This window comes from Kitasatospora purpeofusca (genome assembly GCF_042691725.1).
Lineage (GTDB): Bacteria > Actinomycetota > Actinomycetes > Streptomycetales > Streptomycetaceae > Kitasatospora > Kitasatospora purpeofusca_B.
This window is the reverse complement of the sequence record NZ_CP170483.1, coordinates 6,781,899-6,804,586: the sequence shown is the minus strand read 5'-3', so window position 1 is coordinate 6,804,586 and position 22,688 is coordinate 6,781,899. Positions and strand designations below refer to the sequence as shown.

The window sequence follows — 22,688 nt, the reverse complement described above, 5'->3', positions numbered from 1 at the left end:
CTCCGCTTCGGGTCAGACGTTGACGCCGTAGTCGGTGGCGATGCCGCGCAGGCCGGAGGCGTAACCCTGGCCGATCGCCCGGAACTTCCACTCGGCGCCGTTGCGGTACAGCTCGCCGAAGACCATCGCGGTCTCGGTGGAGGCGTCCTCGGTGAGGTCGTAGCGGGCGATCTCCTGACCGTTGGCCTGGTTGACGATCCGGATGAACGCGTTGCGCACCTGCCCGAAGCTCTGGAACCGGGCGTCCGCGTCGTAGATCGACACCGGGAAGACCACCTTGGCGACGTCCGCCGGGACGGCGTCCAGGTCGACCTTGATCTGCTCGTCGTCGCCGTCGCCGCCACCGGTCAGGTTGTCGCCGCTGTGCTCGACCGAACCGTCGGGGCTGCGCAGGTTGTTGAAGAAGACGAAGTGCTGGTCCGAGACGACCTTGCCGTGCGCGCTGCAGAGCAGCGCGCTGGCGTCCAGGTCGTAATCGGCGCCGGTGGTGGTACGGACGTCCCAGCCGAGCCCGACGATGACGGCCGTCAGCCCCGGCGCCTCCTTGGTCAGCGAGACGTTGCCGCCCTTGGCCAGCGAAACTCCCACGATGTGCCCTCCTCGGTCGCTCTCCCTGCAAACGAATCTACAGCACTGTAGAGATCACGAGCAGCCGTCTCCGGACAACATCCGGGGGACCTGGTCCGCCAGCAGGCAGGCCCGCCGGGCCAACAGCTCGACGAACGCCGCCGCCAATTCCAGCTCCCCGCCCGCCTGAGCGGGGCCGGCTCAGGTCGCTGTCGGCGGAAATCCAGCGAATGAAGGCGAACCGTTCGGGGATCCAGGCGACTTCGAGCGGTTCGCCTCCAAGAGTGATGTCGTCGACGACCGTGGCATCCGCCTCATGTCCGGTCCACGAGGGGAGGAGATCCACCGGGCACGGCGCGTAATAGTCGAAGTCCGTGTTGACCCAACGCACCGCTGTCCCGGTTCCTTTTCCTACGTCAGGTACGGCGACTCGAACTCGTCGACGTGGAGGCCGGACTCCCGTACCTCCCGGACGGCCTCCTCCGGCGAGCGCTCAGCGCCGATGTACAGGTAGTAGTCGTAGCCGAAGTGCACGAAGAAGTCGCCGTCACCGACGAGCCTGCACCAGACGAACTCCTCGCGCAGAATCGACCTCGCCAGCTCGATCGCCTCGTCGAGCGGCAACCGGTCCCCCTCGGCGACACGCTGCCACCACGGGCTCTCGGGGTGGACCTCCAGCCCGTCGACCCGCAGCCCGGTCACCCCCTGCACCGCCGCGAACCGGCGGACGGCCGCGAGATACCGCCCCTCCGTCGCCAGATACTCCACCTCGGTGAGCACCTCACCACCGAAGCTCCGGCCGATGTCGGACATCGCCGTCCACGCCGGCACCGTCCCCGCCCGCTCCTCCGCCGAGTACTTCACCACCCGGTACTGGTGCATCCGCCCTCTCCCGATCCTCCGGCGCGCCACCCTACCGATCAGCCCAGCCCCCGGACACACCTCGGCCGCGGGGAGGATCCCGGGTGATTCCGGCCCAACGGAATCACCCTCAGCCCTTATCCCATTCCCCCCGGATCACCCTACGAGATCCCACCCATCGCTGACGCTGGTACGCGTGGGTGGCGAAGGAGAAGTTCGGATCTACGAGAGAGCCGTACGCGATGCGAGCGTCGGCCAGGGCCAAAGAAAGAAGGCGGTCATCCTCCACTGGATCTGCCTTCCGAATCAGTTCCACTTACCCTGCTTGATGTTGTTGTAGATCTTGGAACCTGGGCGGCGGCCCCGCGATCGGCGGGCTGCCGATCGCGGGGCCCGACCACCGCTCTGCGGCCGACCCGCCGGTGCCCGGCGGGTCGGCCTACAGGGTCACCGGTCCGTTGTCTCCTCTTCCTCCAACGTCCGCTCGACCTCGCCGGCGAACACCTCGGCCCCCGCGTCGCGGAGCCCGTGTGCGGTGAACCGCTCGGCCCCGACCGTCCGGCTGAAGCACGCGTCCGAGGTCACCGGTGCGGCGGGTTACGGGAGGTCCCGTTTCCAGCCGCCCGCGGCAGCCAGGGCGGCGTAGTGACCCACGACTCCGGCCTCCGTCCCCTGGTACGTGAAGCGCCCGACCGCGTAGGAGTATCCGCCGTCCTGGTCGCACGAGGCTGCGGGAGCGCCGACCGCGCCCGCTTCGGAGGGGCGGCCGTCCAGCAGGATCGCGACCTCCGGGCTCCCCACCGCCCGGTCCGCCCCGGAACCGGAACCGGAACAGTCACGGTCCGAGATTCCGGACACCACGAGCATTCCGGCGGCCATCACCGAGACGGTCACCCCGGCCGCGACATCAAGCCTGACGGCATTTCCGGGCCCTGATGGTAGCGGGCCGCCGTAGACTGACGGCGGTTTCGCCGGATTTGCCGGGAGGTCCTCATGCGCCAGCGGCACAGCTTCCACCTCGAACGGGGCGGGCACTCCTTCATGGTGAACGTGCGGTCCGGGTGGATCACCGAGACCGAGGTGCTGGTGGACGGCAAGGAGGTGGCCTTCCACCGGGTGCACGGGCACGGGGTGTATCCGCTCACGTTGGCCGCGCGGCTCGCCGGGGAGCCGGCGCGGGCGGTGGCGGTGCGGCTGGAGCGGACGGGCTCGGCGGAGCGGCCGCTCGGGTGTGCGCTGGAGCTGGACGGGGCCGTGTACCCGATGGCGGAGCGGACGGAGCGCTGAGGGCCCCCGGAGTCAGCGCATCGTCGCCGCGATCTCCTCGACGGCCGCGCGGGCGCGCTCCGCGTCCGCGGGGACGAGGCCGATGCGGGTGCGCCGGTGCAGCACGTCCTCGGCGTCCAGCGCGCCCTCGTGGGTGAGCGCGTACGCGATCTCGGCGCGGCTGACGTCGATGCCCTCCGCGACCGGCGCGCCGTGGCCGGCGCCCAGCCGCTCCTCCCCCGCCGCCAGCACCTCGCCCGCCGCGCCGCCGTGCCGGGCGAGCAGCGAGGCCGCCACCCCGCCCTCCGGCGCCGGGCGGCTGTCGCGGTGGGCGGGCGCGCCGACCAGCGGCAGGCGGGCCGTCCAGCAGGCGCGGGCGGGCAGGGCGCGCAGCCGGACCGCGGTGTCCACGGCGTCCTCGGCCATCCGGCGGTAGGTGGTGAGCTTGCCGCCGACCACGGTGATCACCCCGTTCGGCGACTCCAGCACGGCGTGCTGCCGGGAGAGGTCGGCGGTGGCGCCGTCGCCGGTGTCGATCAGCGGGCGCAGACCGGCGTGGGCGCCGCGCACGTCGGCCCTGGTCAGCGCCGTCTCCAGGGCGGTGTTCACGGTGTCCAGGAGGAAGTCCAGCTCGGCCTCGGTGGGCTGCGGCTCGTCCGGGATCGGGCCGGGCGCGTCCTCGTCGGTGAGGCCGATCGCCACCCGGCCGAGCTGCTGCGGCAGCGCGAAGACGAACCGGCTGGTGGAGCCCGGGACGGGCACGGTGAGCGCGGCGGCGGGCCGGCCGAGCGCGGCCGCGTCGACCACCAGGTGGGTGCCCCGGCTGGGGCGCAGCCGGATGGACGGGTCCACCTCGCCCGCCCAGACGCCGGTGGCGTTGACGACGGCGCGGGCGGTCAGCGGGAACGATTCGCCGGTCAGGGTGTCGGTGAGCCGGGCCCCGGTCCCGGTCACCTGCTCGGCGCGCACCCGGGTCAGCACCGACACCCCGTACTGCGCCGCCGTCCGGGCCAGAGCCACCACCAGCCGCGCGTCGTCGACGAGTTGGCCGTCGTGCGCGACCAGCGCACCGGACAGCCCGGCGCCGCGCAGCCCCGGCACCAGGGCGCGGGCCCGGTCGGCGCCCACCCGGCGCACCCGCGGCAGCAGGCGCCCCGGGGTGCCGGCGCTCAGCCGCAGCGCGTCGCCCGCGTGGAAGCCCGCCCGGACCAGCGCGGCCTGCCCGGGCTTCATCAACCCGTCGAGCAGCGGCACCAGTTGGGGCAGCGGGCGGACCAGGTGCGGGGCGGTGCGGGTCATCAGCACGCCGCGCTCGACGGCGCTCTCCCGGGCCACGCCGATCCGCCCGGAGGCGAGGTAGCGCAGGCCGCCGTGGACGAGCTTGGAGCTCCACCGGCTGGTCCCGAACGCGAGGTCGCGGGCCTCGACCAGCGCCACGGTCAGCCCGCGCGCGGCCGCGTCCAGGGCGACGCCCGCGCCGGTCACCCCGCCGCCGATCACCAGCAGGTCGACCGCCGGCCCGGAGGCGAGCGCGTCGAGCTCCGACTCCCGGCGGCGGGCGGTGAGTCGGGAGGTCCCGGCGAAGGGACCGGCGAAGGGACCGGCGGTGGTGGTCATCTGCGGCCTCCAGGTCTACGGGGGGCGGGAAGGGGCAGGGCGGGAAGGGTCAGGGCGCGAGGTAGCCGTCGAGGGCGCGGGCGAGTTCGCGCCGCCAGGCGGCCTCGGGCAGCAGCGCGGCCACCATGCGGTGCGACTGGACGGTGGACTGGGCGATCAGCAGCACCATCGCGGCGAGTTCGAGCGGTTCGCCGGCCCGGATCGACCCGTGCCGCTGCCCCTCGGCGATACCGGCCCGCAGCGCCTCCAGCAGCCCTCGCTGGCTGGTGCCGAGGCGGTCGACCACGTACTCGAAGAGCGTGTCGGAGTCGGCGGAGCGCAGCAGCGCGCCGAGCACCGGGTGGTCGCGCAGCCGGACGGCCACCTCGACGACGCCGTCGACGAACGCGGCCCGGTCGGTGCCGGTGAGCCGGACGGCGTCCCGGGTGGCGCCGATCTCGCGGGTGAGCAGCGCGCCGATCACCGCCCGGACGTCCGGCCAGCGCCGGTAGACGGTCGGCCGGCTCACCCCGGCGCGGCGGGCGATCTCGGCCAACTGGGTTCGTCCCACGCCGAGTTGGACGATCAGCTCGGCGGCGGCGTCGAGGATCGCGTCATCGGTCCCGCGGGGTTCGGCCGACGGTCCGGAGGCATCGTTACTACTTGACATGATGTGTAAAACTGTAACGCATGACCCCCGAGAAGCAAGCAGCGCCGGCCGGTGCGGCCGCGCTGCCCCTCCCCCCGATGAAGTGGGACGCCTGGGGCGACCCGGCCCTCGCCAAGGAGCTGTCCGCCGACATCAAGGGCCTGCTCGCCGCCGCCCTGGGCGTCACCGGTGACGCCGCCCCGGGCCCGGACGCCTCGGAGGTCGTGCTGCGGCCCTGCGCCCTCACCCCCGACGACCTCGCGGCGCTCGCCGCCGCCGTCGGCGAGGCCCACGTCAGCACCGCGGACGCCGACCGCCTCCCCCGGGCCGGCGGCAAGTCCACCCCCGACCTGCTGCGCCGCCGCTCCCGCGAGCCGCAGGACGCCCCCGACGCCGTGGTGCTGCCCGGCGGCGAGGAGGAGATCGCCGCGCTGCTCGCCGTCTGCGCCGAGCGCCGCATCGCCGTCGTGCCGTTCGGCGGCGGGACGAGCGTCGTCGGCGGGCTGGAGCCGCAGCGCGGCGCCTTCGCCGCCGTCGTCTCCCTCGACCTGCGCCGCCTCGACCAGCTGCTCGACCTGGACGAGACCTCCGGCGAGGCCCTGCTCGGCGCCGGCCTCACCGGCCCGGCCGCGGAGGCCCTGCTCGCCGAACGCGGCTTCGAACTCGGCCACTACCCGCAGAGCTTCCGCTTCGCCACCATCGGCGGCTTCGCGGCCACCCGCTCCTCCGGGCAGAACTCGGCCGGCCACGGGCGGTTCGACGAGATGGTGCGCGGCCTGCGCGTCGTCACCCCGGCGGGTGTGCTGGACCTCGGCCGCGCCCCCGCCTCCGCCGCCGGCCCCGACCTGCGCGAACTGTTCCTCGGCTCGGAGGGCACCCTCGGCGTGATCACCGCCGTGCGGGTGCGGGTGCACGCCGTGCCGGAGGTCAAGGCGTACGAGGCCTGGTCGTTCCCCGACTTCGCCACCGGCACCGCCGCGCTGCGCGCCGTCGAGCAGCAGGGCACCGGAGCGACCGTCATCCGGCTCTCCGACGAGGCCGAGACCATGATCAACCTCGCCATGACCGAGAAGATCGGCGGCGAGGCCGCGGTGACCGGCTGCCTGGCCGTCACCGTCTTCGAGGGCACCGCCGAGCAGGTCGCCGCCCGCCACCGGCTCACCCGCGCCGCCCTGCTCGCCGCCGGCGGCACCTCGCTCGGCGAGGCGCCCGCCCGGGCCTGGGAGCACGGCCGCTTCAACGCCCCCTACCTGCGCGACTCCCTGCTCGACGCGGGCGCGCTGTGCGAGACGCTGGAGACCGCCACCAGCTGGCAGCAGCTGGCGGTCCTGCGGTTCGCCGTCACCGCCGCGCTGACCGAGGCCCTGCCCGGCGCCCTCCTGCTGTGCCACATCTCGCACGTCTACCCGACCGGGGCGTCCCTCTACTTCACCGTGGTCGCCGCCCTCGGCGAGGAGCCGCTGGAGCGCTGGGCCGCCGCCAAGCGGGCCGCCGGCGACGCCATCGTCCGCTCCGGCGGCACCATCACGCACCACCACGCCGTCGGCACCGACCACCGCCCCTGGATGGCGGACGAGATCGGCGAGGTCGGCGTGCGCATCCTGCGCGCCGTCAAGGCCGAGCTGGACCCGGCCGGGATCCTCAACCCGGGCAAGCTGATCCCATGAGCGGCCGGAGAACCATCGCCCGCGTCGTTCTCCTCACCAACCCCGCGGCGGCCGCCGGCCACGCCGAACCGGCGGCCCGCCGCGCCACCGCCCGCCTGCGCGACCACGGCATCACCGTGGACGCCCGGGCGGGCGCCTGCGCCGCCGACTCGCTCGCCCTCGCCCGCGCCGCCGTGGGCTCGGGCTCGGGTTCCGGCTCCTGCGACGCCCTGGTCGTGGTCGGCGGCGACGGCATGATCAACCTCGGCCTCCAGGCCGTCGCCGGCACCACCACCCCGCTCGGCGTCATACCGGCCGGCACCGGCAACGACCACGCCCGCGCCCACGGCCTCCCCCGCGACAACCCCGAGGCCGCCGCCGACGTCATCGCCGCCGGCCACACCCGCACCGTCGACCTCGGCCGGGTCACCGGGGCCGACGGCGCCACCCGCTGGTTCGGCTCCGTGCTCGCCAGCGGCTTCGACTCCCTCGTCAGCGACCGCACCAACCGCCTGCGCTGGCCGCGCGGCCGGATGCGCTACCACCTCGCCATCGCCGTGGAGTTCGCCAACCTCCGCCCCCTGCCGTTCCGGATCACCCTCGCCGACGGCACCGAGATCAGCCGTGACCTCACCCTCGCCGCCGTCGGCAACACCAGCAGCTACGGCGGCGGCATGCTCATCTGCCCCGACGCCGACCCCGCGGACGGCCTCCTCGACGTCACCCTCGTCGACGCCATGCCCCGGCGCCGCATCGCCCGCTTCTTCCCCACCCTCCTCAAGGGCACCCACATCGACCACCCGGAGGTCACCACCCACCGCACCCCCTCGCTGCGTCTCACCTCCCCGGGCATCACCGCCTACGCCGACGGCGAGTTCATGGCTTCCCTCCCCCTCGAGGTCACCGCCGCCCCGGGCGCCCTCCACCTCCTCACCCCCGGCCCCTGAGCACGGCCGCCCGGAACGGGGGCGGCGGGGCGTAGCCGTGGTCGAGGATGTAGTGGATCACCAGGGTCGGCGCCGCGAAGCCGGTGCCGCCCGCCCCGGGGAGGTGGACCTCGGCGTGGCCCAGCAGTGTCGAACCGGAGGCGGCGTGCGGGTTCTCCACCTCCAGGTAGGACCCGCCGCACATCGGGCACGTGTGCACGCCCCGGGTCACGTTCACCGGATCGGCGGCCAGCCGCAGCAGGCCGTCCACCACCTCGGCGGGGACGTCGCCGCGCGGGTACGGGTGGGAGGCGTCCAGCCAGCCGATGTTCACCAGCTCGGGCGACAGGTCGTCGTACTCGTAGGGCGAACCGTCGGGGTAGTACGGCACAACCGTCTCCTTGGAGGGCGTCACGAGGTCACGGAACCGGGCCACCGTACCCCCGGAGGTACGGGCGGACAGAGGCCTGGATCAGTAGACTGGCCGCCCTCAACTCCGTCCGACACCAGGCCTTGTGGGGGGCGCTCGTGGACGTGCACATTTCCGTGACTGGTGGGGAGACCGTCGCGGAGGCCGAGTCGTTGACCGACTGGCTCCGGGGGGAGCCCGGGCTGCGGGGTGTGGCCCTGACCGGGCGGACGCCGGGGCCCGGCGAGATGGGCGGGGTGCTGGACACCGTCTCGGTGGCCCTCGGGGCCGGCGGCGGCCTGTCGGTGCTCGCCTCCTCGCTGCGGACGTGGTTCGCGCAGCCGCGGCGCAGCGACGTCCGGCTGAAGATCCGCCGGCCGGGCGGCGTCACGGTGGAACTCGACGCCAAGCGGGTGCGCGCCGGGGAGTTGGAGGCGATCCTGCGCAGCGCGCTGGAGGACGCGGCCGGCGCCGACGCCGAGCAGGACTGACGTGCCGCTTCCGAACCCCCGGCTCTCCCGCGTCGTGCTCGTCGGCGCGAGCGACTACACGGACCCGGACCTGCCGGACCTCCCGGCGGTCCGGCGCACCGTCACCGACCTCGCCGCCCAGCTCACCGACCCGGACCACGGCATCGTCCCCGAGGAGCACTGCACCGTCCTGCTGAACGACGGCGACCTGTCCGGCGTCGGCCGCCGGCTGCGGGACGCCGCGCGGGCGGCCGAGGACCTGCTGCTGGTCTACTTCGTCGGGCACGGGCTGGTCGGCGGACGACGGCACGACCTCTACCTGGCGCTGCCCGACAGCGAGTACGAGGCGCCGGAGTTCAACTCCATCGAGTACGACAAGCTGCGCGCCACCGTGCTCAACAGCCACGCCACCACCAAGATCATCGTGCTGGACTGCTGCTTCTCCGGCCGCGCCGTCAACGACGCCATGGCCGGCAACAACGCCGCCATCGCGCAGTTGGAGGTCGCGGGCACCTATGTGCTCGCCTCCTCCTCGCACGACCAGGTCTCCCTCTCCCCGCCCGACGAGGAGCACACCGCGTTCTCCGGGCGGCTCCTGCGACTGCTGCGCGAGGGCATCGTCGGCGGCCCGGAGGAGCTCACCATCGCGGCGCTCTACGGGCGGCTCGCCGCCGTCATGCGCGCCGAGAGCCTGCCCGTCCCGCGCAACCGGGGCACCGAGAACGCCGACCAGACCGCCCTCGGCCTCAACCGGGCCTTCGCCGCGTCCGCGCTGCGAGCCCGGCGGGAGGAGGCCGAACAGCAGGCCCTGGAGGGCGACTGGCCGGGCGCCGCCGAGACCCTGCGCGCCGTCCTGGCCGGGCAGAGCCACCTCCTCGGCCCCGAGCACGAGGACACCCTGCTCTCCCGCCGCGCCCTCGCCCACTGCATCGGCGGCGCCGGCGACCCGACGGAGGCCGCCCGCCTGCTGCGCCCCCTCCCGGAGGCCTTCGCCCACCTGCACGGCGCCGAGCACCCGGAGACCCTGCACACCCGCCAGTTCCTCGCCGTCAACCTCGGCGAGTCGGGCCGCCGGGCGGAGGCGGTCGCCCTGCTGCGGATCCTGCTCGCCGACCGCAGCCGCGTCCTCGGCGGGGAACACGAGGACACCCTGCGCACGCGCCACATGCTCGCCCGCAACCTTGCGCTGACGGACGCCGAGGAGGAGGCGGTGGCCCTGCTGCGCCAGCTGATCGTGGAACGGGAGCGGCTGCTGGGCGGGAATCACCCGCACACGGTGCGGGCCCGCAAGGACCTGGCGGCACTGGAAGGGGGTCGGCACGATGTTTGAGCGGTTCACCGACCGCGCACGGAGGATCGTCGTCCTCGCGCAGGAGTCGGCACGCGAACACGGTCACACCGAGATCGGGACCGAACACCTCCTCCTGGCCCTCGTCCGCGAAGGCCAAGGCGTGGGTGTGAAGGCCCTGCAGGCCCTCGGCCTCCCGCTCGACGCCATCACCGGCAGGGTGGTGGACCGCATCGGGTCCGGCGGATACAACAACGACCCCGACCATCTCCCCTTCACCCCCGCAGTCAAGAAGGCCCTCGAATTCTCGCTGCGCGAGGCCCTCGCCCTCCATCACAACCACATCGGCACCGAGCACATCCTGCTGGGCCTCATGCGTGAGGGCGGGGGTGTGGCCGCGCTCGTGCTCACGTCCTTCGGTGTCGACATCGACCAGGTGCGCGGGCGGATCGTCGAGATCCTGGAGACGTTCGCGGCGGGCGGGGAACCCGACCCGGCGCCGCAGAGTCCGCCGACGGTGTTCGAGACGCTCAGCCGGGATCTCCGTGACGAGGCGGCCGGGATCGTCGGACGGCAGCCGCAGATCGCACGGCTCATCCAGGTCCTCAGCCGGCGGACCCGCAACGTCGCACTCCTGACCGGCGAACCGGGAGTCGGGAAGACGAGCGTGGTGCTCGGGCTCGCCGCGGCCCTGGCGCAGGGGAACGGGCCGGCGAACCTCCGCCACCGGACCGTCCGCCTGCTCGACGTCGGCGAGCTCTTCACCGACCCGCAGCACCACGGACGGTTCACCGAAGTGATGTCGGAGCTGATCGGCGACCTCCGGCAGGCGACGGGGCTCGTCCTGTTCCTCGACAACGCCCTGACCACCGTCCGGACGCGGGAGGGACAGGCGGAGGCGCTGGCGTTCCTCCGGCCGGTCCTCGGACGACCGGGGGTCTCCGTCATCGCGGCCGCCACCACGGCCGAGTACCAGCGCTGGGACCGCGACCCCGGGCTCGACCGCCTGATCCAACCGGTACCGGTGAACGAGCCGACGCCGGGCGAGGTGCTGGAGATCCTGCACAGCGCCCGTCACCGGCTGGTCGAGCACCACGGTGTGTCCATCACGGAGCCGGCCCTGGTGGCGGCAGCCCGACTCGCCCGCGTGCATCTGCCCGGCCACGCCCTGCCGGGCGCCGCCGTCGACCTGCTCGACGAGGCGAGCGCGCGAGTCCGCTCCGAGCCGGCGAGCGCGGGGGATCCACCGACGGTCACCCGAACCGTGGTGGAGCGCACCGCCGCGGCCTCCGTCCCCGTGCCCGGCCCGACGCTCCCCCACGACCCGTCCGTCTGGTCGATGAGCTGACCCGCCGCCCGGCTACCCCAGCTCCAGCGCCTCCCACTCCAGCCCCTCGCCCCACCCGGGCTCGCGGCGGGCCCAGGCGGTCATGGCGGTGATCACCGGCTCGGGGCCGTCCAGGAGCGCCTGGAAGTGCTTGTCGGGCCCGCCGTCCCGGTGCTCCAACGTGTACTCGCCGCCCTCCTCGTGCCACACCTGGACGTAGACGTCCGGCTCGTCGGGCATCCGCTCGACCACCAGGAAGCGGTCCTTCCGCTCCCCGATCCGCCGGACCAGCTCCGCCAACGCCTCGGCGCTCACCCGCGGGTGGCTCGCGTCGTCTTCCGTCCGCACCGTGATCTCCAACATGGCACCGGATCCTGGCACGGGCCACTGACAACTCGGCGGCCCCTGCGTCACAGCTGCGGCAGCGGCTCGCCCAGGCGGGGTTCGCGGTGCTCGGTGAGCCAGAAGAGGTAGCCGCGGAGGTAGGCCTCCAGGCCGCCGCCGTCGAGGTGGGCGGCGTACTGGCGCAGGGGCTCCGGGTCGTTGCGGTCGGCCTGCAGCTCGGCCGCGATCCAGGCGCGGACCTCGTCGCGGCGGGCCCACCAGGCGCGCACCGCCTCCGGGGTCCAGTGCTCGTCACCGTCGCAGGCGTAGCCGCCCTGCGGCTCACCGTCGGCGATCTCCAGGAGGGCCGCCACCTCGCGGGGGTTGGCGGGCTGGCGGTGGACGAACTCGTAGTCCTCGTCGCTGGAGAGGATGTGCTCGGGGAGGTAGTACGGGCCGTTGAGGCCGGTGTCGGTCTCGCCCGCGTAGAACGGGCCGGGGACGTTCAGCCAACTGCGCTGCTCCCAGCGGCCGTTGCCGCTGCCGGAGGCCATCCGCCAGGCGTCCGGGAGCGGGTCCCAGTAGGCGAGGTCCTGCCACTCGCCCTCCACCGGGTGGCGCAGGAGTCGCGCGCGCATCTCGGCGGCGCAGCGCCTCAGCGCCCGCTCGTGGGCGTCGTAGGAGAACGGGACCACTCCGAAGGCGCGCTTGAGCCGGGACCACCGGCCGAGCTCGTCCATGCCGTTCACCCTAACGGCGGCTTCGGTACGGTAAGGGCCATGGGTGTGACGCGGACGCCGCGGGAGCGGTGGGTGGAGGAAGGGCTGCGCGCGCTCGCGAGGGGCGGGCCGGAGGCGGTGCGGGTGGAGGTGCTGGCACAGGCCCTCGGGGTGACCAAGGGCGGGTTCTACGGGTACTTCCGCAACCGCGAGGCGCTGCTCGCCGAGATGCTCGACACCTGGGAGCGGACGGTCACCGACGGCGTGATCGAGCGGGTCGAGGGCGAGGGCGGGGACGCGCGGGCGCGGCTGGGGCGGCTGTTCACGATCGTGGCGAAGATCGGGGACGGGCCGGTGACCGGGGTGGCGGTGGATCTGGCGATCCGGGAGTGGGCGCGGCGGGACGAGGCGGTGGCCCGGCGGCTGCGGCGGGTGGACGAGCGGCGGATGGCGTACCTGCGGTCGCTGTACGCGGCGTTCTGCCCTGATCCGGAGGACGTGGAGGTGCGCGCGTTCGTGTCGTTCACGCTGCGGATCGGGTACCACCTGGTGGACGTCGGCCACGAGGGGCGCAGCCGGGCCGAGGTGATGGAGCTGACGCGGGACTGGCTGCTGCGGTAGGAGGTCGGGAGACCTTCACGGCGTCAGGAACAGCTCGTCCAGGTGGCGGGCGAGGACCGCGAGCGCCGCTTCGCCGGTGCGCTGGCCGCCCAGCACGCTGGAGCCGAGGCCGTTGACCATGGCCAGCAGGCCGGCGGCGGTGACCTCGGGGTCCTTGCCGGGGTCGATCTGCCCGGCCCGCTGGGCGGCGCGGAGCTGCTTGGCGAGGAAGCCCTCCAGCACCTCGGGCTGCCGCGCGCCGTGCTTCTCCAGCACCTCGGGGTCGTTGAGCACCAGGGTGTAGTAGGCGGCGAAGGTCCTGGTGATCCGGCGGCTCTCCGGGTCGGTGGGCAGGATGCAGGACAGGATCGCGGTGACGATGCCGCGCGGCGTGGGCGGCGAGCCGGCCGTCTCGGCGATCCACCGCTCCATCCGGGCCTGGAGCTGGGCGGTCAGCCTGGTCAGGGCGTCCAGCAGCAGCCCCTGTTTGGTCTTGAAGTAGTACTGCACCAGGCGCAGCGAGACGCCCGCCTCGGCCGCGACCACCCGCATGCTGGCCGACTGGAGGCCCTGGGTGTCGGCGATCCGCAGCAGCGCCTCGGCGATCTCCCGTCGGCGTTCCTCGTGATCGACCCGCGCAGTCATGGCTCCACCTCTCTGGTACACCCGTATCATGCCGTGATACAGATGTACCATGCGAATCAGCGCGTTCAGGAACGACCGGGCGCGGCAGCGGTTCGACGCTGCCTACGAGCGGACCCTGGCGGAACTCTGGCCCGGTCCGCGCACGACGATCGACCTCCCGACCTCGTACGGAACCACCCGCGTCTACCGGACGGGGCCTCAGGACGGCGGGCACGGCGGCGAGCACGACAGCGGGCACGGCGGCGCGCCCGTCGTGCTGCTCCCCGGCTCCGGCGGCAACGCGCTGATGTGGCACCGCTACATCGACGCGCTGGCCCGCCACCACCAGGTCGTCGCCGTCGACACCGTCGGCGAGCCCGGCGCGAGCGTGCAGAGCGCGCCGATCGCCGACGGCCGGGACGGCGCCGCCTGGCTGGAGGAGGTGCTGGCCGGGCTGGACGCGACGGCCGCCCACCTGGTCGGCTGCTCGTACGGCGGCTGGCTGGCCCTCAGCCACCAGCTCCACCACCCGGGCCGGACCGCCTCCCTCACCCTGCTGGACCCCGCGGGCTTCGCCGGCTTCGGCCCGCGGTTCTACGCCTGGCTGATCGCGGGCGGCCTCGCCGCCACCGCGCCCCGGCCGCTGCGCCCCGCTCTGGCCCGCCTGGTCGGCAACAGCACCGTCCTGGAGACCGAACTGATGGGCCTGATGCGCGCGTCGACGGGCTTTCGCCGGGTACTCCCGGTGCCGCCGGTCCTCTCCGACGAGGAACTGCGCCGCCTGGAGGTGCCCGCGCTGTTCCTGCTCGGCGCGCGCAGCGCCCTGCACGACTCGCACGCGGTCGCCGAGCGGATCGGCCGGCTGGTGCCCTCGGCGCGGGTGGAGGTCGTCCCCGGCGCCGGCCACGCGGTGACGAGCGACCGGCCGGAGCTGGTCGCCGACCGCATCCTCGGCGCCGTCGGGGCGTGACGCCGCCGGCCCGGAAGGAACGGCGGCGGCCCTCAGACCCCGCGCCGCGCCGTCAGCGCGCCCGCGTCGATCGCCGCGAGCAGCGCGGCGTGGTCGGCGACGGTCCGGTCGGCGTACTGGACGGCGAAGTCGGCGACGGCCTCGGCGAAGGTGTCCGAGCCGCCGAGGTAGCCGGCGACGGCGAGCCGGTCGCCGGAGCGGGCGTGCGCGCGGGCGAGAGCCCGGCCGCAGAGGTCGGCGTAGGCGCGCAGGTCGGCGGGGGTCATGCCGGCGACGTCGGCGGAGCCCTTCATGTCACGCAGCTGGCGGCCGTAGAAGTGCCGGCCGGCCGGGCCGGTGGTCCAGCCGAGGAAGATGTCGCTGGCGGCCTGCAACAGGCGTTGGCCGGTGACGACGCGGTGCCCGCCGTGCACCACCGGGGCCTCGGCGTCCGGGCGGGCGGCGGGCAGGTGCGCCTCCAGGACGGACCGCCCGGCCTCCTTGATCTGCAGGAACAGCGGGTCGCGCTCGTCCCGGCCCTCCAGCAGGAGGACGAAGCAGCGGGTGCCGACGCTGCCGACGCCGACCACCTTGCGGGCGATGTCGACCAGCCGGAAGCGGTCGAGCAGGATGCCGCGGTCCTCGGCGAGGGAGGCCCGGTAGTCGTCGAAGATCTTGCCGACCCGGCGCAGTTCGTCGCGCGGGACGGGTTCGAGCAGCGGCGGGTCGCTGACGATCCGGCGCCGGCCGTCCTCGCCCTGCTCGGTGAGCTTGTCGAAGGCCTGGAGGCTGGTGCGGCGGCGGGCCTTGTCGAGGGTGGCCTCGACGCGCTTGCGGCGGCTCTTGCGGACCAGCGGGAGGAGGTCGGCGGCGTCGATCCGGGCGTACCAGACGTCGAGTTCACCCAGCCCGGCGAGGCGGCGCATGGCGAGGGCGTAGCCCTGCACGGCGGTGAGCGCGGCCCGGCGGACCTGCCCCTCGGCGTGGCCGTTGTCGCGGGCGGCGACGGCCACACTGGCGGCGAGCCGTTTGACGTCCCACTCGAAGGGGCCGGGGTAGGTCTCGTCGAAGTCGTTGACGTCGAAGAGCAGCGCCCGCTCCGGGGAGGCGTACACGCCGAAGTTCAACAGGTGTGCGTCGCCGCAGAGTTGGACGGTGACGCCGGTCTCGGGGACGGCCGCGAGGTCGGCGGCCAGCACGGCGGCGGCGCCGCGCAGGTAGGCGAACGGGGAGTCGGCCATCCGGCCGTAGCGGATCGGGTTGAGGTCGGTGAGCCGGTCCTCGGCCTGCGCGGCCAGCACGGCCAGCGGGTCGGGGCGGTCGGCGGCGGGGATCCAGCGGCCGTGGGCGGAGCGCGGGATGCGGTCGCGGGCGGCCCGGCCGCGCCGCCGGCGTTCGGTCGGACTGGTCATGGCGCGGCTCCTCGGCGTGCGCGGCGGCGGGCGGACCGGCCGGTGGCCGTCCTCCCCGCGACGCTAGGGCAGCCGTCACGGGGCGGCACGTCGGAATACGGGCCCGGGGACCCTACGGCGGAGCGCGGGCGGGCGTCCTGGACGCCCGCCCGCGCTCCGCCGAACGGGTGAATCGGGTGAATCGGGTGAACGCGTGACGCGGAGGCCGGTCCGCGGCACCCGGAGTCACTCCACGACGAAGTCCGCCATCATCGCCATGTCCTCGTGCTCCAGGTTGTGGCAGTGCAGCATGTACGACCCCGGGTGGTCGGTGAACCGCACCAGCACCTCCACCGCCTCGGCCGACCGCAGGTCCACGGTGTCCTTCCAGCCCGCGTCGTACGGGCCCGGGTCGCCGCCGTTGCGCGACAGCACCTGGAAGGGGTTCAGGTGCACGTGGACGGGGTGGTGGACATCGCTGAAGAACCGCCAGATCTCGGTGCTGCCGAGCGCCGGGCGGGCGAGCGCGCTGCCGGGCCGGTAGAGCCGGTTGTTGATGGTCCAGTCGCCGTCGCGGCTGCGGCGGAAGCCGAACACCCGGGTGGTCACGGCGTCCTCGGGGTCGAGCCGTTCGAGGGTGCAGAGCCGCTCGGGCACGGCCGAGTCGTCGCTCACCCGGCGCGAGCCGACCGCGAAGAGCATCACCTCCTCGGTCCGCCCGCCGCCGAAGCGGTTCATCAGCCGCACGGCGGTGCCGGGCGGGTAGCGGGAGAAGTCGACCACCAGGTCGAAGCGCTCGGCGGGCGCGATCTCGACCGCGTCGTGCGCGATCGGCGCCTCCAGCAGGCCGCCGTCGCCGCCGATCTGGACCAGCGCGTCGCCGCCGGGCGGCTGCGGGTCGAGTTCCAGCCGGTAGAGGCGGGCGTTGGAGGCGTTGAGCAGGCGCAGCCGGTAGCGGGCCCGGTCCACCGCAGCGCGCGGCCAGGGGGCGCCGTTGACCAGGATGACGTCCCCGAGGACGCCGTTCATGTACTCGTCGGTGACGCCCGGGACGGCGAGTTCGGGGTCGGCGGCGGGGTAGGCGAGGGAGCCGTCCGCGGCGAAGGCGCGGTCGGCGAGCATCAGCGGGAGGTCGCGCTCGCCGCGCGGCAGCGGCAGGGCGTCCTCCTCGTCGTCGTGGACGAGGTGGAAGCCGCTCAGGCCGCGCCAGACGGCCGGGCCGGTGAAGCCCATCCGGTGGTCGTGGTACCAGAGGGTGGCGGCGCGCTGGTGGCCCGGGTAGGTGTACGCGCGGGTGCCGGTGACGGTCCGCGCCGGGTCGGCGGCGTCCGTCCCGGTCATCCCGCCCATTCCGGCCATCCCGCCCATCCCGGCCATCGCGTGGCCGGCGGCGCGGCCCGCGAGGTGGTCGGCGGAGGAGCCGACCGGGAGCACCAGGTCCACCGGGTAGCCGTCGCTGTCGGCCGGGGTGTGGCCGCCGTGCAGGTGGACCACGGTGGGCACCGGCAGCTCGTTGCGGTGGGTCACCACCGTCCGGCGGCCGGAGCGGACGGACAGGGTCGGGCCGGGGTAGCTGCCCCCGTACGTCCAGGCCTCGGTGCGCAGGCCGGGCAGGATCTCCAGCCGGGCGGTCCGCTGGGTGAGCTCGTAGTAGTCCGCGGTGGCGTCGGAGCGGGCCGGGGCGAGCACGGCGGGCACCGGCAGCGGGACCTGGAACGCCTCCGGCAGCGGGACGTCGCTGCTCAGCAGCCGGCCCGGCCGGCCCTCGGCCAGCAGCCGGGCGGCCGCCGGGACGGTGAGGGCCCCGAGGGCGCCCGCGCCGAGCACGGCCGCGCCGGCGCCGAGGAACCGGCGGCGGTTCACGGCGCCACCTCCACCGGCCCGGTGCCGCTGCCGGCCCCCGTGCCGGACGGCCTGGGCAGCCGCCCGGTCCCGTCCTGCGCCGGCCGCGGAACGGCCGACGCCGACGTCAGCGGCAGCCGCCACGCGCCGACCAGCGCGAACAGCTGCGCGCTGACCAGCAGCACGCCCAGCGTGACGTGCGCACCGACCGCCCGCTCGTAGCCCGTCCCGGTCTGCGCCCCGTTCGCGATCAGCAGCAGCACCGCCGCCACGAGCGGCCACCGCGGCCCGCGCTCCCCCGCCGGCCCGGCGGACCGGACGACCAGCGCGGCCGCCAGCAGCTGGACGACCAGCACACCGCCCAGCGCCATCGCGGCCACCTCGTGCGCCCGCAGCGCCTCGTAGTGGCCGTTCAGGAAGCCTGCGGCCAGCACCGTCCCGGCCAGCACCAGCGCGGCCGAGGCGGTCGCGGCGCCGCGCAGCAGGAGCCGGGGCAGGCGGACCGCCGGGGGCGCCGGCGGACCGTCCGCCGTACGCGCCGGGGGGAACAGTGGCAGGCGGGGCGTGCGGGTCACCGGGGGACTGCTCAACGGTCGGCCTTCTCTCTGCCGGGCGCGCCGCGGCGGCGTGGGCACGCCGGGGTGACGGGCATGCCGGACGCGCTCGGCGCGGGGTGCGGGCGGGACGGGCGCCGCGGGCACGCGGCACCGGAGGGGGCGCGGCCGCGAGCGCGGCTGATCACCCCTCACTATCCGGGCGACGCCCGCGCTTTCCGGCCGACGACCCCGCTCTCCCGCCTGTTCAGCGCGCCGTTGTCACCCGAACGGGCGGTGCGCCGACCCCGCGCGCACCGCCCGTCCACGCCCCCGGTGTGCTCCGGGAGCCCCCGTCTCCGCTCCGCTACTGCTTCCCGCCGCCCGCGGCGACCGGGCTGGACCCCAGCAGGGCCCGGGCCGGCAGGGCCGTCGCGCCCAGGCAGAGCGCCACCGCCGCGGCGGCCAGCGGCAGCGCCGTCCCGGCCGGGACGTGCGGCGCGGCGCCCGCGATGCCCCGGGTGATCGGCACCAGGGTGAGCCAGGCGATCACCGAGCCGACGCCCAGGCCGGCCGAGGCCACCAGCAGCGCCTCCCAGCGCATCATGTGGCGCACCTGGCGCCGGGTGGTGCCGGCCAGCCGGAGCAGCGCGACCTCGCGGCGCCGGTCCAGCACCGTCATGACCAGGGTGTTGGCGGCCGTGACGGCGGCGAACCCGCCCAGCACGCCGGCCATCACCGTGTTCGCCCAGGAGCCCATCTCCTGCGACTTGTCGGCCTGCGCCGCGAAGCCCGCCCGGTCGGTCACCGTCAGCCCAGGGACGCCGAGGCCGGACAGGCCCTGGGCGACCGCGGCCCGGTCGGCACCGGGCGCGTCCGCGACCAGCACCTGGCTGTCGTACGCGGCGGTGACGTGCTCCGCGACCGCCGCCCGGGGCAGCAGCACCTGGCCGAAGCCGAGCCCGCGCTCGTAGGTCGCGACCACCAGCGGCTTCACCTCCGTCCCGTCGCCGAGCCAGAACGACACCCGCTCGCCGAGCTTCACGCCCAGGGTCGAGGCCAGGTCGGTGGAGAGCGCGACGGTGTCCGCGGCGCGGCCCAGCTCGGCCGGCGAGCCGCTGCGCACGCCGAGGTCGAGCACCCTGGGCAGCCGGGACGGGTCGCCGGTGACGCCCAGCGCGGTGGCGGAGAGCAGCTGGTCGCCGTCCCGGTAGACGATGCCGGTGCGCAGCACACCGACGGCCGCGTCCACCCCGGGCACCGCGGCCGCCTGCTCGACGACACCGGTCGTACCGGGCGCGGCGGCGGGCAGGCCGGGGCCGGTGGAGCCGAGCACGTGGTCGGCCGTGATGCCGGTGCGCACCTGCTCGCCGGTCTCGTGGCGGATGGTGCTCTGCATGAACAGCAGGGTGCCGCAGAAGGCGGTGACCATCGCGATCGGCGTGATCGCGGAGGCCAGCCGGCGGGCGTTGGCCCGGGTGTTGTCGGCGGCCAGCGAGCCGGGCGCGCCGCCCGCCCGCAGCGGCAGGCCGAGCACCCAGGCGGCGAGCCGCGCCACCCACGGGCCGAGCAGGGCGACCCCGACCAGGAAGGACATCACCACGCCGAGCGCGGTGTTGGCGGCGTCGGCACCGTCCAGCTCGGCGGCGACCGCGGCGAGCACCACCCCGCCGGCCGTGAAGACCACGCCCAGCAGGGTGCGGACGATGCCGAGCCGGGCCGGTTCGACGGCGGCCGCGCCGAGCGCCTGGACGGCCCGCATCCGCGAGGGGCGGCGGGCGGCGAAGAAGCCGGCCGTCAGGGCGGCGAGCGTGCAGGCCGCGACGGCGACGAGCATCGGCAGCGGTCCGACGGACAGCTCGACGTCCGTGGGGACGGCGCCGCGCTCCACCATCCCGTCGAACCACCAGCGGGCCAGGCCCAGGCCGGGCAGGATGCCGAGCGCGGCGGCGAGCGGCGCGACCAGCATCGCCTCGGTGGCGATGGTGCGGCGGATCTGGCGCGGGGTGGCGCCCACGGCGCGCAGCAGGGCGAACTCGCGGGCGCGCTGACCGGTGGCCAGGGCGACCGTGGAGACGACCACGAACACGGCGGTCATGGTGGCGGTGCCGCCGAAGGAACCGCCGATCGCGATCAGCATCACCTTGGCCTCGTTGAGCGCGGGCTGCTCGACGCCACCGCGCCCCTTGCCGCTCAGCACCTCGGCGGCGCCGCCGACGGCCTGCTTCACCTGCGCGGTCAGGGCCTTGCGGTCCACGCCCTCGCGGGGCTGGACGGCGATCGCGTCGACCCGGCCGGGGTGGCCGGAGAGGCGGTCGGCCCGCTGGTCGGCGAACCAGGCGGTGGGGCCGGTCTGCTGGGGGGCGGCGAGGCCGGAGATCCGGTAGCTGCCGCTGCCGCCGGGGGCGGTGAGCGCCACGGTGGCGCCCGGCGCGAGGTGGGCGGCGCGCGCCGTGTCGGCGTCCAGCACCACCTCCTCCGCGCCGGGCGCGCGGCCCTCGACCAGCTTGTCCTGCGGGCCGGCGATACCGAGCGCCGCGAAGCCTCGACCGGTGAGCGGACCCGCCGGGGCCTGGGGCGACCGGGAGGCGTCCTGCACCGGGAAGGCGGTGTCCGGGCGGGCGGCGGCGACGCCGGGCTGTCCGGCGATCCGGGCCACCAGGCCGGCGTCCACCCGGGCCCGCTCGGCCAGCGGCTGCTCGTGGGTGTCGTCGTCGCCGTTCTTCTTGTACTTGATGGAGACGTTCGGGTCGGCGGCCACCACGACCGGCGCCTCGGCGTACCGGACGGACGGCACCGAGGCGGTGATCCCGGTCTGCAGCAGCGTGCCGCAGGCCATGATCACCGCGGCGCCGAACAGCAGGGCGACGAAGGTGCCCACGAAGGACGCGGGACGGAAACGCACCGAGGCGCGGGCGAGTCCGTTGCTCATGCCGCCGCCCCCAGCGGGCGCGCGGTCAGGCGGACCATCCGCTCGGCGATCGTCTGCGGGTCCGGGTGGTACAGCTCGTCGGCGAGCGCGCCGTCGGCCAGGAAGACCACCCGGTCGGCGAACGAGGCGGCCACCGGGTCGTGGGTCACCATGACGACGGTGGCGCCCATGGTGTCCACCGCGCGCCGCAGCAGGCCGAGCACCTCGTGCGCGGTCGTGGTGTCCAGCGCGCCGGTCGGCTCGTCCGCGAACAGCACGTCCGGCGCCGTGATCAGCGCCCGGGCGATCGCCACGCGCTGCTGCTGACCGCCCGACAGCTCCCCGGGGCGCCTTCGGCCGTGGTCGCCGAGGCCGACCTGGGCGAGCAGCTCCTTCGCCCGGGCGCGGTCCTGGCGCTCCCCGGCGAGGCGCTGCGGGAGCAGCACGTTCTGCAGGACCGTCAGCGAGGGCAGCAGGTTGAAGGACTGGAAGACGAAGCCGATCCGGTTGCGGCGCAGCTTGGTGAGCCGGTCCTCGCTCAGCCGGGTGATCTCCTCGCCGCCCAGGTACACCTCGCCCTCGGTCGGGCGGTCCAGGCCGGCCGCGCACTGCAGGAAGGTGCTCTTGCCGGAGCCGGAGGGTCCCATGACGGCGGTGAAGGTGCCGTGGCCGAGCGCCAGGTCGACGCCGCGCAGGGCGTGGACGGTCTCGCCGCCGCGGCCGTAGCTGCGCCGGACGCCGCGCAGCTCGATCGCGGCGTGGGCGGCGGGGCGCCCGGTCGGCTCGGGCTGGGGGCGGGAACGGCGGGGTGCCATGGCGTTGCCTTCTTTCGCGGATCGTCGCTGGTCGTCGACGTGTTCCAGGCTAGGAAGGCGGGGTCCGGCGGACCATGCAGGCCGCTGGCGGACCCGGGGTGGGGTTAACCCCCGCACCCCGCCGTCCGGACCTCTCCGTCCGGACCCGGTCAGGTCCGCTCAGATCCGCTCGCCCTCGACCCGCTCGTAGGCGGCGCGCAGTTCGGCGACCACCGGGTGGGCCGGGTCGAGGGCGGTGCCGTCGATCGCGGCGAGCGGGCGGACGCCGACGCCCGCGTTGACGGCGACGGCGGCCACGAAACGGCCGAGGCCGTCCGCCGCGGCGACCGGCTCGCGCCGCTGCGGGCCGCTGTGGGCGCCGGCGAGCAGGGCGGCGGTGACGCCGGGCAGCGCGGCGGCCTCCGGCCAGACCAGCTCGCGGCCGTCGTACAGGGCGAGGTTCCAGGTGGCGCCCTCGGTGATGCGGCCCGCGTCGTCGAGCAGCAGGGCGTCGTCGTAGCCGTCGAGTTGGGCGAGCCGGCGCTGGTGCAGCAGGCCGAACAGACCGACGTGCTTCACCTCCGGCAGCTCGCGCCGGTACGCGGCGGTACGCACCCGCAGCGGGCCGGGCGCGGCGGCCGGCGCCGGGCGGGTGGTGACCAGCAGGTGGGGTACGGCGGGGGCGGCGGGGCGCTCCAGTCCGAGCGCCGGGTCGAACACGGTGACCCGGACGATCACCGGCGCGCCGTCGGCCGGGAGCGCCCGGCGGATCCGGGCGCGGACCTCCGCCCGGTCCAGCCCGGCGCCGAACACCGTACGGCAGTCGCGGACCAGCCGGTCCAGGTGCAGCGCGAGGCCCCGGGTGCGGCCAGCCTCGGCGCGCAGGGTGGTGAAGTGCCCGTAGTTGAGCAGGCCCAGGGCCGCCAGCCGGGCCGGGTCGGCGGGGGCGCCGTCGATCTCGATCTCTGCCATGGCGTCGAGTCTCCCAGGGCCCGC

Annotated in this window: 24 protein-coding genes; 8 read left to right on the top strand and 16 right to left on the bottom strand. The window is 75.1% G+C overall.

Annotation, left to right across the window (positions count from 1 at the left end):
- Positions 1-12: 12 nt before the first annotated feature.
- From ACFCLZ_RS29255 to ACFCLZ_RS29240, 4 genes are all read right to left on the bottom strand, one after another.
- Complete coding sequence (locus ACFCLZ_RS29255) at positions 13-588, bottom strand: TerD family protein (RefSeq protein WP_380280807.1); 576 nt, start codon at positions 586-588, stop codon at positions 13-15.
- A gap of 390 nt (positions 589-978) precedes the next feature.
- The gene (locus ACFCLZ_RS29250; RefSeq protein ID WP_380280805.1) at positions 979-1,449 is read right to left on the bottom strand and encodes a hypothetical protein; all 471 of its coding nucleotides are present in this window, start codon (positions 1,447-1,449) and stop codon (positions 979-981) included.
- 426 nt (positions 1,450-1,875) lie between these two features.
- Positions 1,876-2,013 (bottom strand): hypothetical protein, encoded by a 138-nt coding sequence (locus ACFCLZ_RS29245; protein ID WP_380280803.1) that lies wholly within the window; start codon positions 2,011-2,013, stop codon positions 1,876-1,878.
- Between the two features lie 12 nt (positions 2,014-2,025).
- Positions 2,026-2,229: a hypothetical protein gene (locus ACFCLZ_RS29240; protein WP_380280801.1), complete on the bottom strand. Its 204-nt coding sequence runs from the start codon at positions 2,227-2,229 to the stop codon at positions 2,026-2,028.
- Between the two features lie 192 nt (positions 2,230-2,421).
- Between ACFCLZ_RS29240 and ACFCLZ_RS29235 the strand changes: the two genes are divergently transcribed.
- The gene (locus ACFCLZ_RS29235; protein WP_380280799.1) at positions 2,422-2,715 is read left to right on the top strand and encodes a hypothetical protein; all 294 of its coding nucleotides are present in this window, start codon (positions 2,422-2,424) and stop codon (positions 2,713-2,715) included.
- A gap of 12 nt (positions 2,716-2,727) precedes the next feature.
- Here ACFCLZ_RS29235 and ACFCLZ_RS29230 read toward each other — a convergent pair whose 3' ends face one another.
- Positions 2,728-4,311 carry a glycerol-3-phosphate dehydrogenase/oxidase gene (locus ACFCLZ_RS29230; protein ID WP_380280797.1) on the bottom strand — a complete coding sequence of 528 codons (1,584 nt, stop codon included), beginning with the start codon at positions 4,309-4,311 and terminating at the stop codon, positions 2,728-2,730.
- A 49-nt stretch (positions 4,312-4,360) separates the two neighbouring features.
- Positions 4,361-4,960, bottom strand: coding sequence for a TetR/AcrR family transcriptional regulator (locus ACFCLZ_RS29225; RefSeq protein WP_380280795.1), 600 nt, complete (start codon positions 4,958-4,960; stop codon positions 4,361-4,363).
- A 20-nt stretch (positions 4,961-4,980) separates the two neighbouring features.
- Between ACFCLZ_RS29225 and ACFCLZ_RS29220 the strand changes: the two genes are divergently transcribed.
- On the top strand, positions 4,981-6,606 hold the full coding sequence (locus ACFCLZ_RS29220) for an FAD-binding oxidoreductase (RefSeq protein ID WP_380280793.1): 1,626 nt from the start codon (positions 4,981-4,983) through the stop codon (positions 6,604-6,606).
- A complete protein-coding gene (locus tag ACFCLZ_RS29215) occupies positions 6,603-7,532 on the top strand; it encodes a diacylglycerol kinase (RefSeq protein ID WP_380280791.1) in 930 nt (309 codons plus the stop codon). The genes ACFCLZ_RS29220 and ACFCLZ_RS29215 overlap by 4 nt, the downstream gene beginning before the upstream one ends.
- Here ACFCLZ_RS29215 and ACFCLZ_RS29210 read toward each other — a convergent pair.
- Complete coding sequence (locus tag ACFCLZ_RS29210; protein ID WP_380280789.1) at positions 7,516-7,902, bottom strand: hypothetical protein; 387 nt, start codon at positions 7,900-7,902, stop codon at positions 7,516-7,518. The two genes, ACFCLZ_RS29215 and ACFCLZ_RS29210, sit on opposite strands and share 17 nt — an antisense overlap.
- Positions 7,903-8,039: 137 nt before the next feature.
- Here ACFCLZ_RS29210 and ACFCLZ_RS29205 point away from each other — a divergent pair, with 137 nt between their 5' ends.
- From ACFCLZ_RS29205 to ACFCLZ_RS29195, 3 genes are read left to right on the top strand one after another with little or no spacing between them, the layout of a single operon-like run.
- Positions 8,040-8,411 (top strand): hypothetical protein, encoded by a 372-nt coding sequence (locus ACFCLZ_RS29205; protein WP_380280787.1) that lies wholly within the window; start codon positions 8,040-8,042, stop codon positions 8,409-8,411.
- A 1-nt stretch (position 8,412) separates the two neighbouring features.
- Positions 8,413-9,720, top strand: coding sequence for a tetratricopeptide repeat protein (locus tag ACFCLZ_RS29200; RefSeq protein WP_380280785.1), 1,308 nt, complete (start codon positions 8,413-8,415; stop codon positions 9,718-9,720).
- Positions 9,713-11,026: a Clp protease N-terminal domain-containing protein gene (locus ACFCLZ_RS29195; protein ID WP_380280783.1), complete on the top strand. Its 1,314-nt coding sequence runs from the start codon at positions 9,713-9,715 to the stop codon at positions 11,024-11,026. The genes ACFCLZ_RS29200 and ACFCLZ_RS29195 overlap by 8 nt, the downstream gene beginning before the upstream one ends.
- A 12-nt stretch (positions 11,027-11,038) precedes the next feature.
- Here the strand turns inward: ACFCLZ_RS29195 and ACFCLZ_RS29190 are convergent, their stop codons facing one another.
- Both ACFCLZ_RS29190 and ACFCLZ_RS29185 read right to left on the bottom strand, forming a co-directional pair.
- The gene (locus ACFCLZ_RS29190; RefSeq protein WP_380280781.1) at positions 11,039-11,368 is read right to left on the bottom strand and encodes a hypothetical protein; all 330 of its coding nucleotides are present in this window, start codon (positions 11,366-11,368) and stop codon (positions 11,039-11,041) included.
- 47 nt (positions 11,369-11,415) lie between these two features.
- Positions 11,416-12,069 carry a ferredoxin gene (locus tag ACFCLZ_RS29185; RefSeq protein ID WP_380280779.1) on the bottom strand — a complete coding sequence of 218 codons (654 nt, stop codon included), beginning with the start codon at positions 12,067-12,069 and terminating at the stop codon, positions 11,416-11,418.
- Between the two features lie 39 nt (positions 12,070-12,108).
- Between ACFCLZ_RS29185 and ACFCLZ_RS29180 the strand changes: the two genes are divergently transcribed.
- Positions 12,109-12,669 (top strand): TetR/AcrR family transcriptional regulator, encoded by a 561-nt coding sequence (locus ACFCLZ_RS29180; protein WP_380280777.1) that lies wholly within the window; start codon positions 12,109-12,111, stop codon positions 12,667-12,669.
- Positions 12,670-12,684: 15 nt separating this feature from the next.
- Here the strand turns inward: ACFCLZ_RS29180 and ACFCLZ_RS29175 are convergent, their stop codons facing one another.
- Positions 12,685-13,293 (bottom strand): TetR/AcrR family transcriptional regulator, encoded by a 609-nt coding sequence (locus ACFCLZ_RS29175; RefSeq protein WP_380280776.1) that lies wholly within the window; start codon positions 13,291-13,293, stop codon positions 12,685-12,687.
- Positions 13,294-13,342: 49 nt separating this feature from the next.
- Between ACFCLZ_RS29175 and ACFCLZ_RS29170 the strand changes: the two genes are divergently transcribed.
- Complete coding sequence (locus tag ACFCLZ_RS29170; protein WP_380280774.1) at positions 13,343-14,242, top strand: alpha/beta fold hydrolase; 900 nt, start codon at positions 13,343-13,345, stop codon at positions 14,240-14,242.
- Positions 14,243-14,274: 32 nt separating this feature from the next.
- Here the strand turns inward: ACFCLZ_RS29170 and ACFCLZ_RS29165 are convergent, their stop codons facing one another.
- The 6 genes from ACFCLZ_RS29165 to ACFCLZ_RS29140 form a co-directional block, all read right to left on the bottom strand.
- Positions 14,275-15,633, bottom strand: coding sequence for a DUF2252 domain-containing protein (locus ACFCLZ_RS29165; RefSeq protein ID WP_380280772.1), 1,359 nt, complete (start codon positions 15,631-15,633; stop codon positions 14,275-14,277).
- 225 nt (positions 15,634-15,858) lie between these two features.
- Entirely contained in the window at positions 15,859-17,475 is a 1,617-nt protein-coding gene (locus ACFCLZ_RS29160) for a multicopper oxidase family protein (protein ID WP_380280770.1), read from the bottom strand.
- Positions 17,472-18,029: a hypothetical protein gene (locus ACFCLZ_RS29155; protein WP_380280768.1), complete on the bottom strand. Its 558-nt coding sequence runs from the start codon at positions 18,027-18,029 to the stop codon at positions 17,472-17,474. The genes ACFCLZ_RS29160 and ACFCLZ_RS29155 overlap by 4 nt, the downstream gene beginning before the upstream one ends.
- Positions 18,030-18,354: 325 nt before the next feature.
- Positions 18,355-20,919, bottom strand: coding sequence for an FtsX-like permease family protein (locus ACFCLZ_RS29150; RefSeq protein ID WP_380280766.1), 2,565 nt, complete (start codon positions 20,917-20,919; stop codon positions 18,355-18,357).
- Complete coding sequence (locus tag ACFCLZ_RS29145) at positions 20,916-21,713, bottom strand: ABC transporter ATP-binding protein (protein ID WP_380280764.1); 798 nt, start codon at positions 21,711-21,713, stop codon at positions 20,916-20,918. The genes ACFCLZ_RS29150 and ACFCLZ_RS29145 overlap by 4 nt, the downstream gene beginning before the upstream one ends.
- A 159-nt stretch (positions 21,714-21,872) precedes the next feature.
- The gene (locus ACFCLZ_RS29140) at positions 21,873-22,664 is read right to left on the bottom strand and encodes an aminotransferase class IV (protein ID WP_380280762.1); all 792 of its coding nucleotides are present in this window, start codon (positions 22,662-22,664) and stop codon (positions 21,873-21,875) included.
- Positions 22,665-22,688 lie beyond the last annotated feature (24 nt).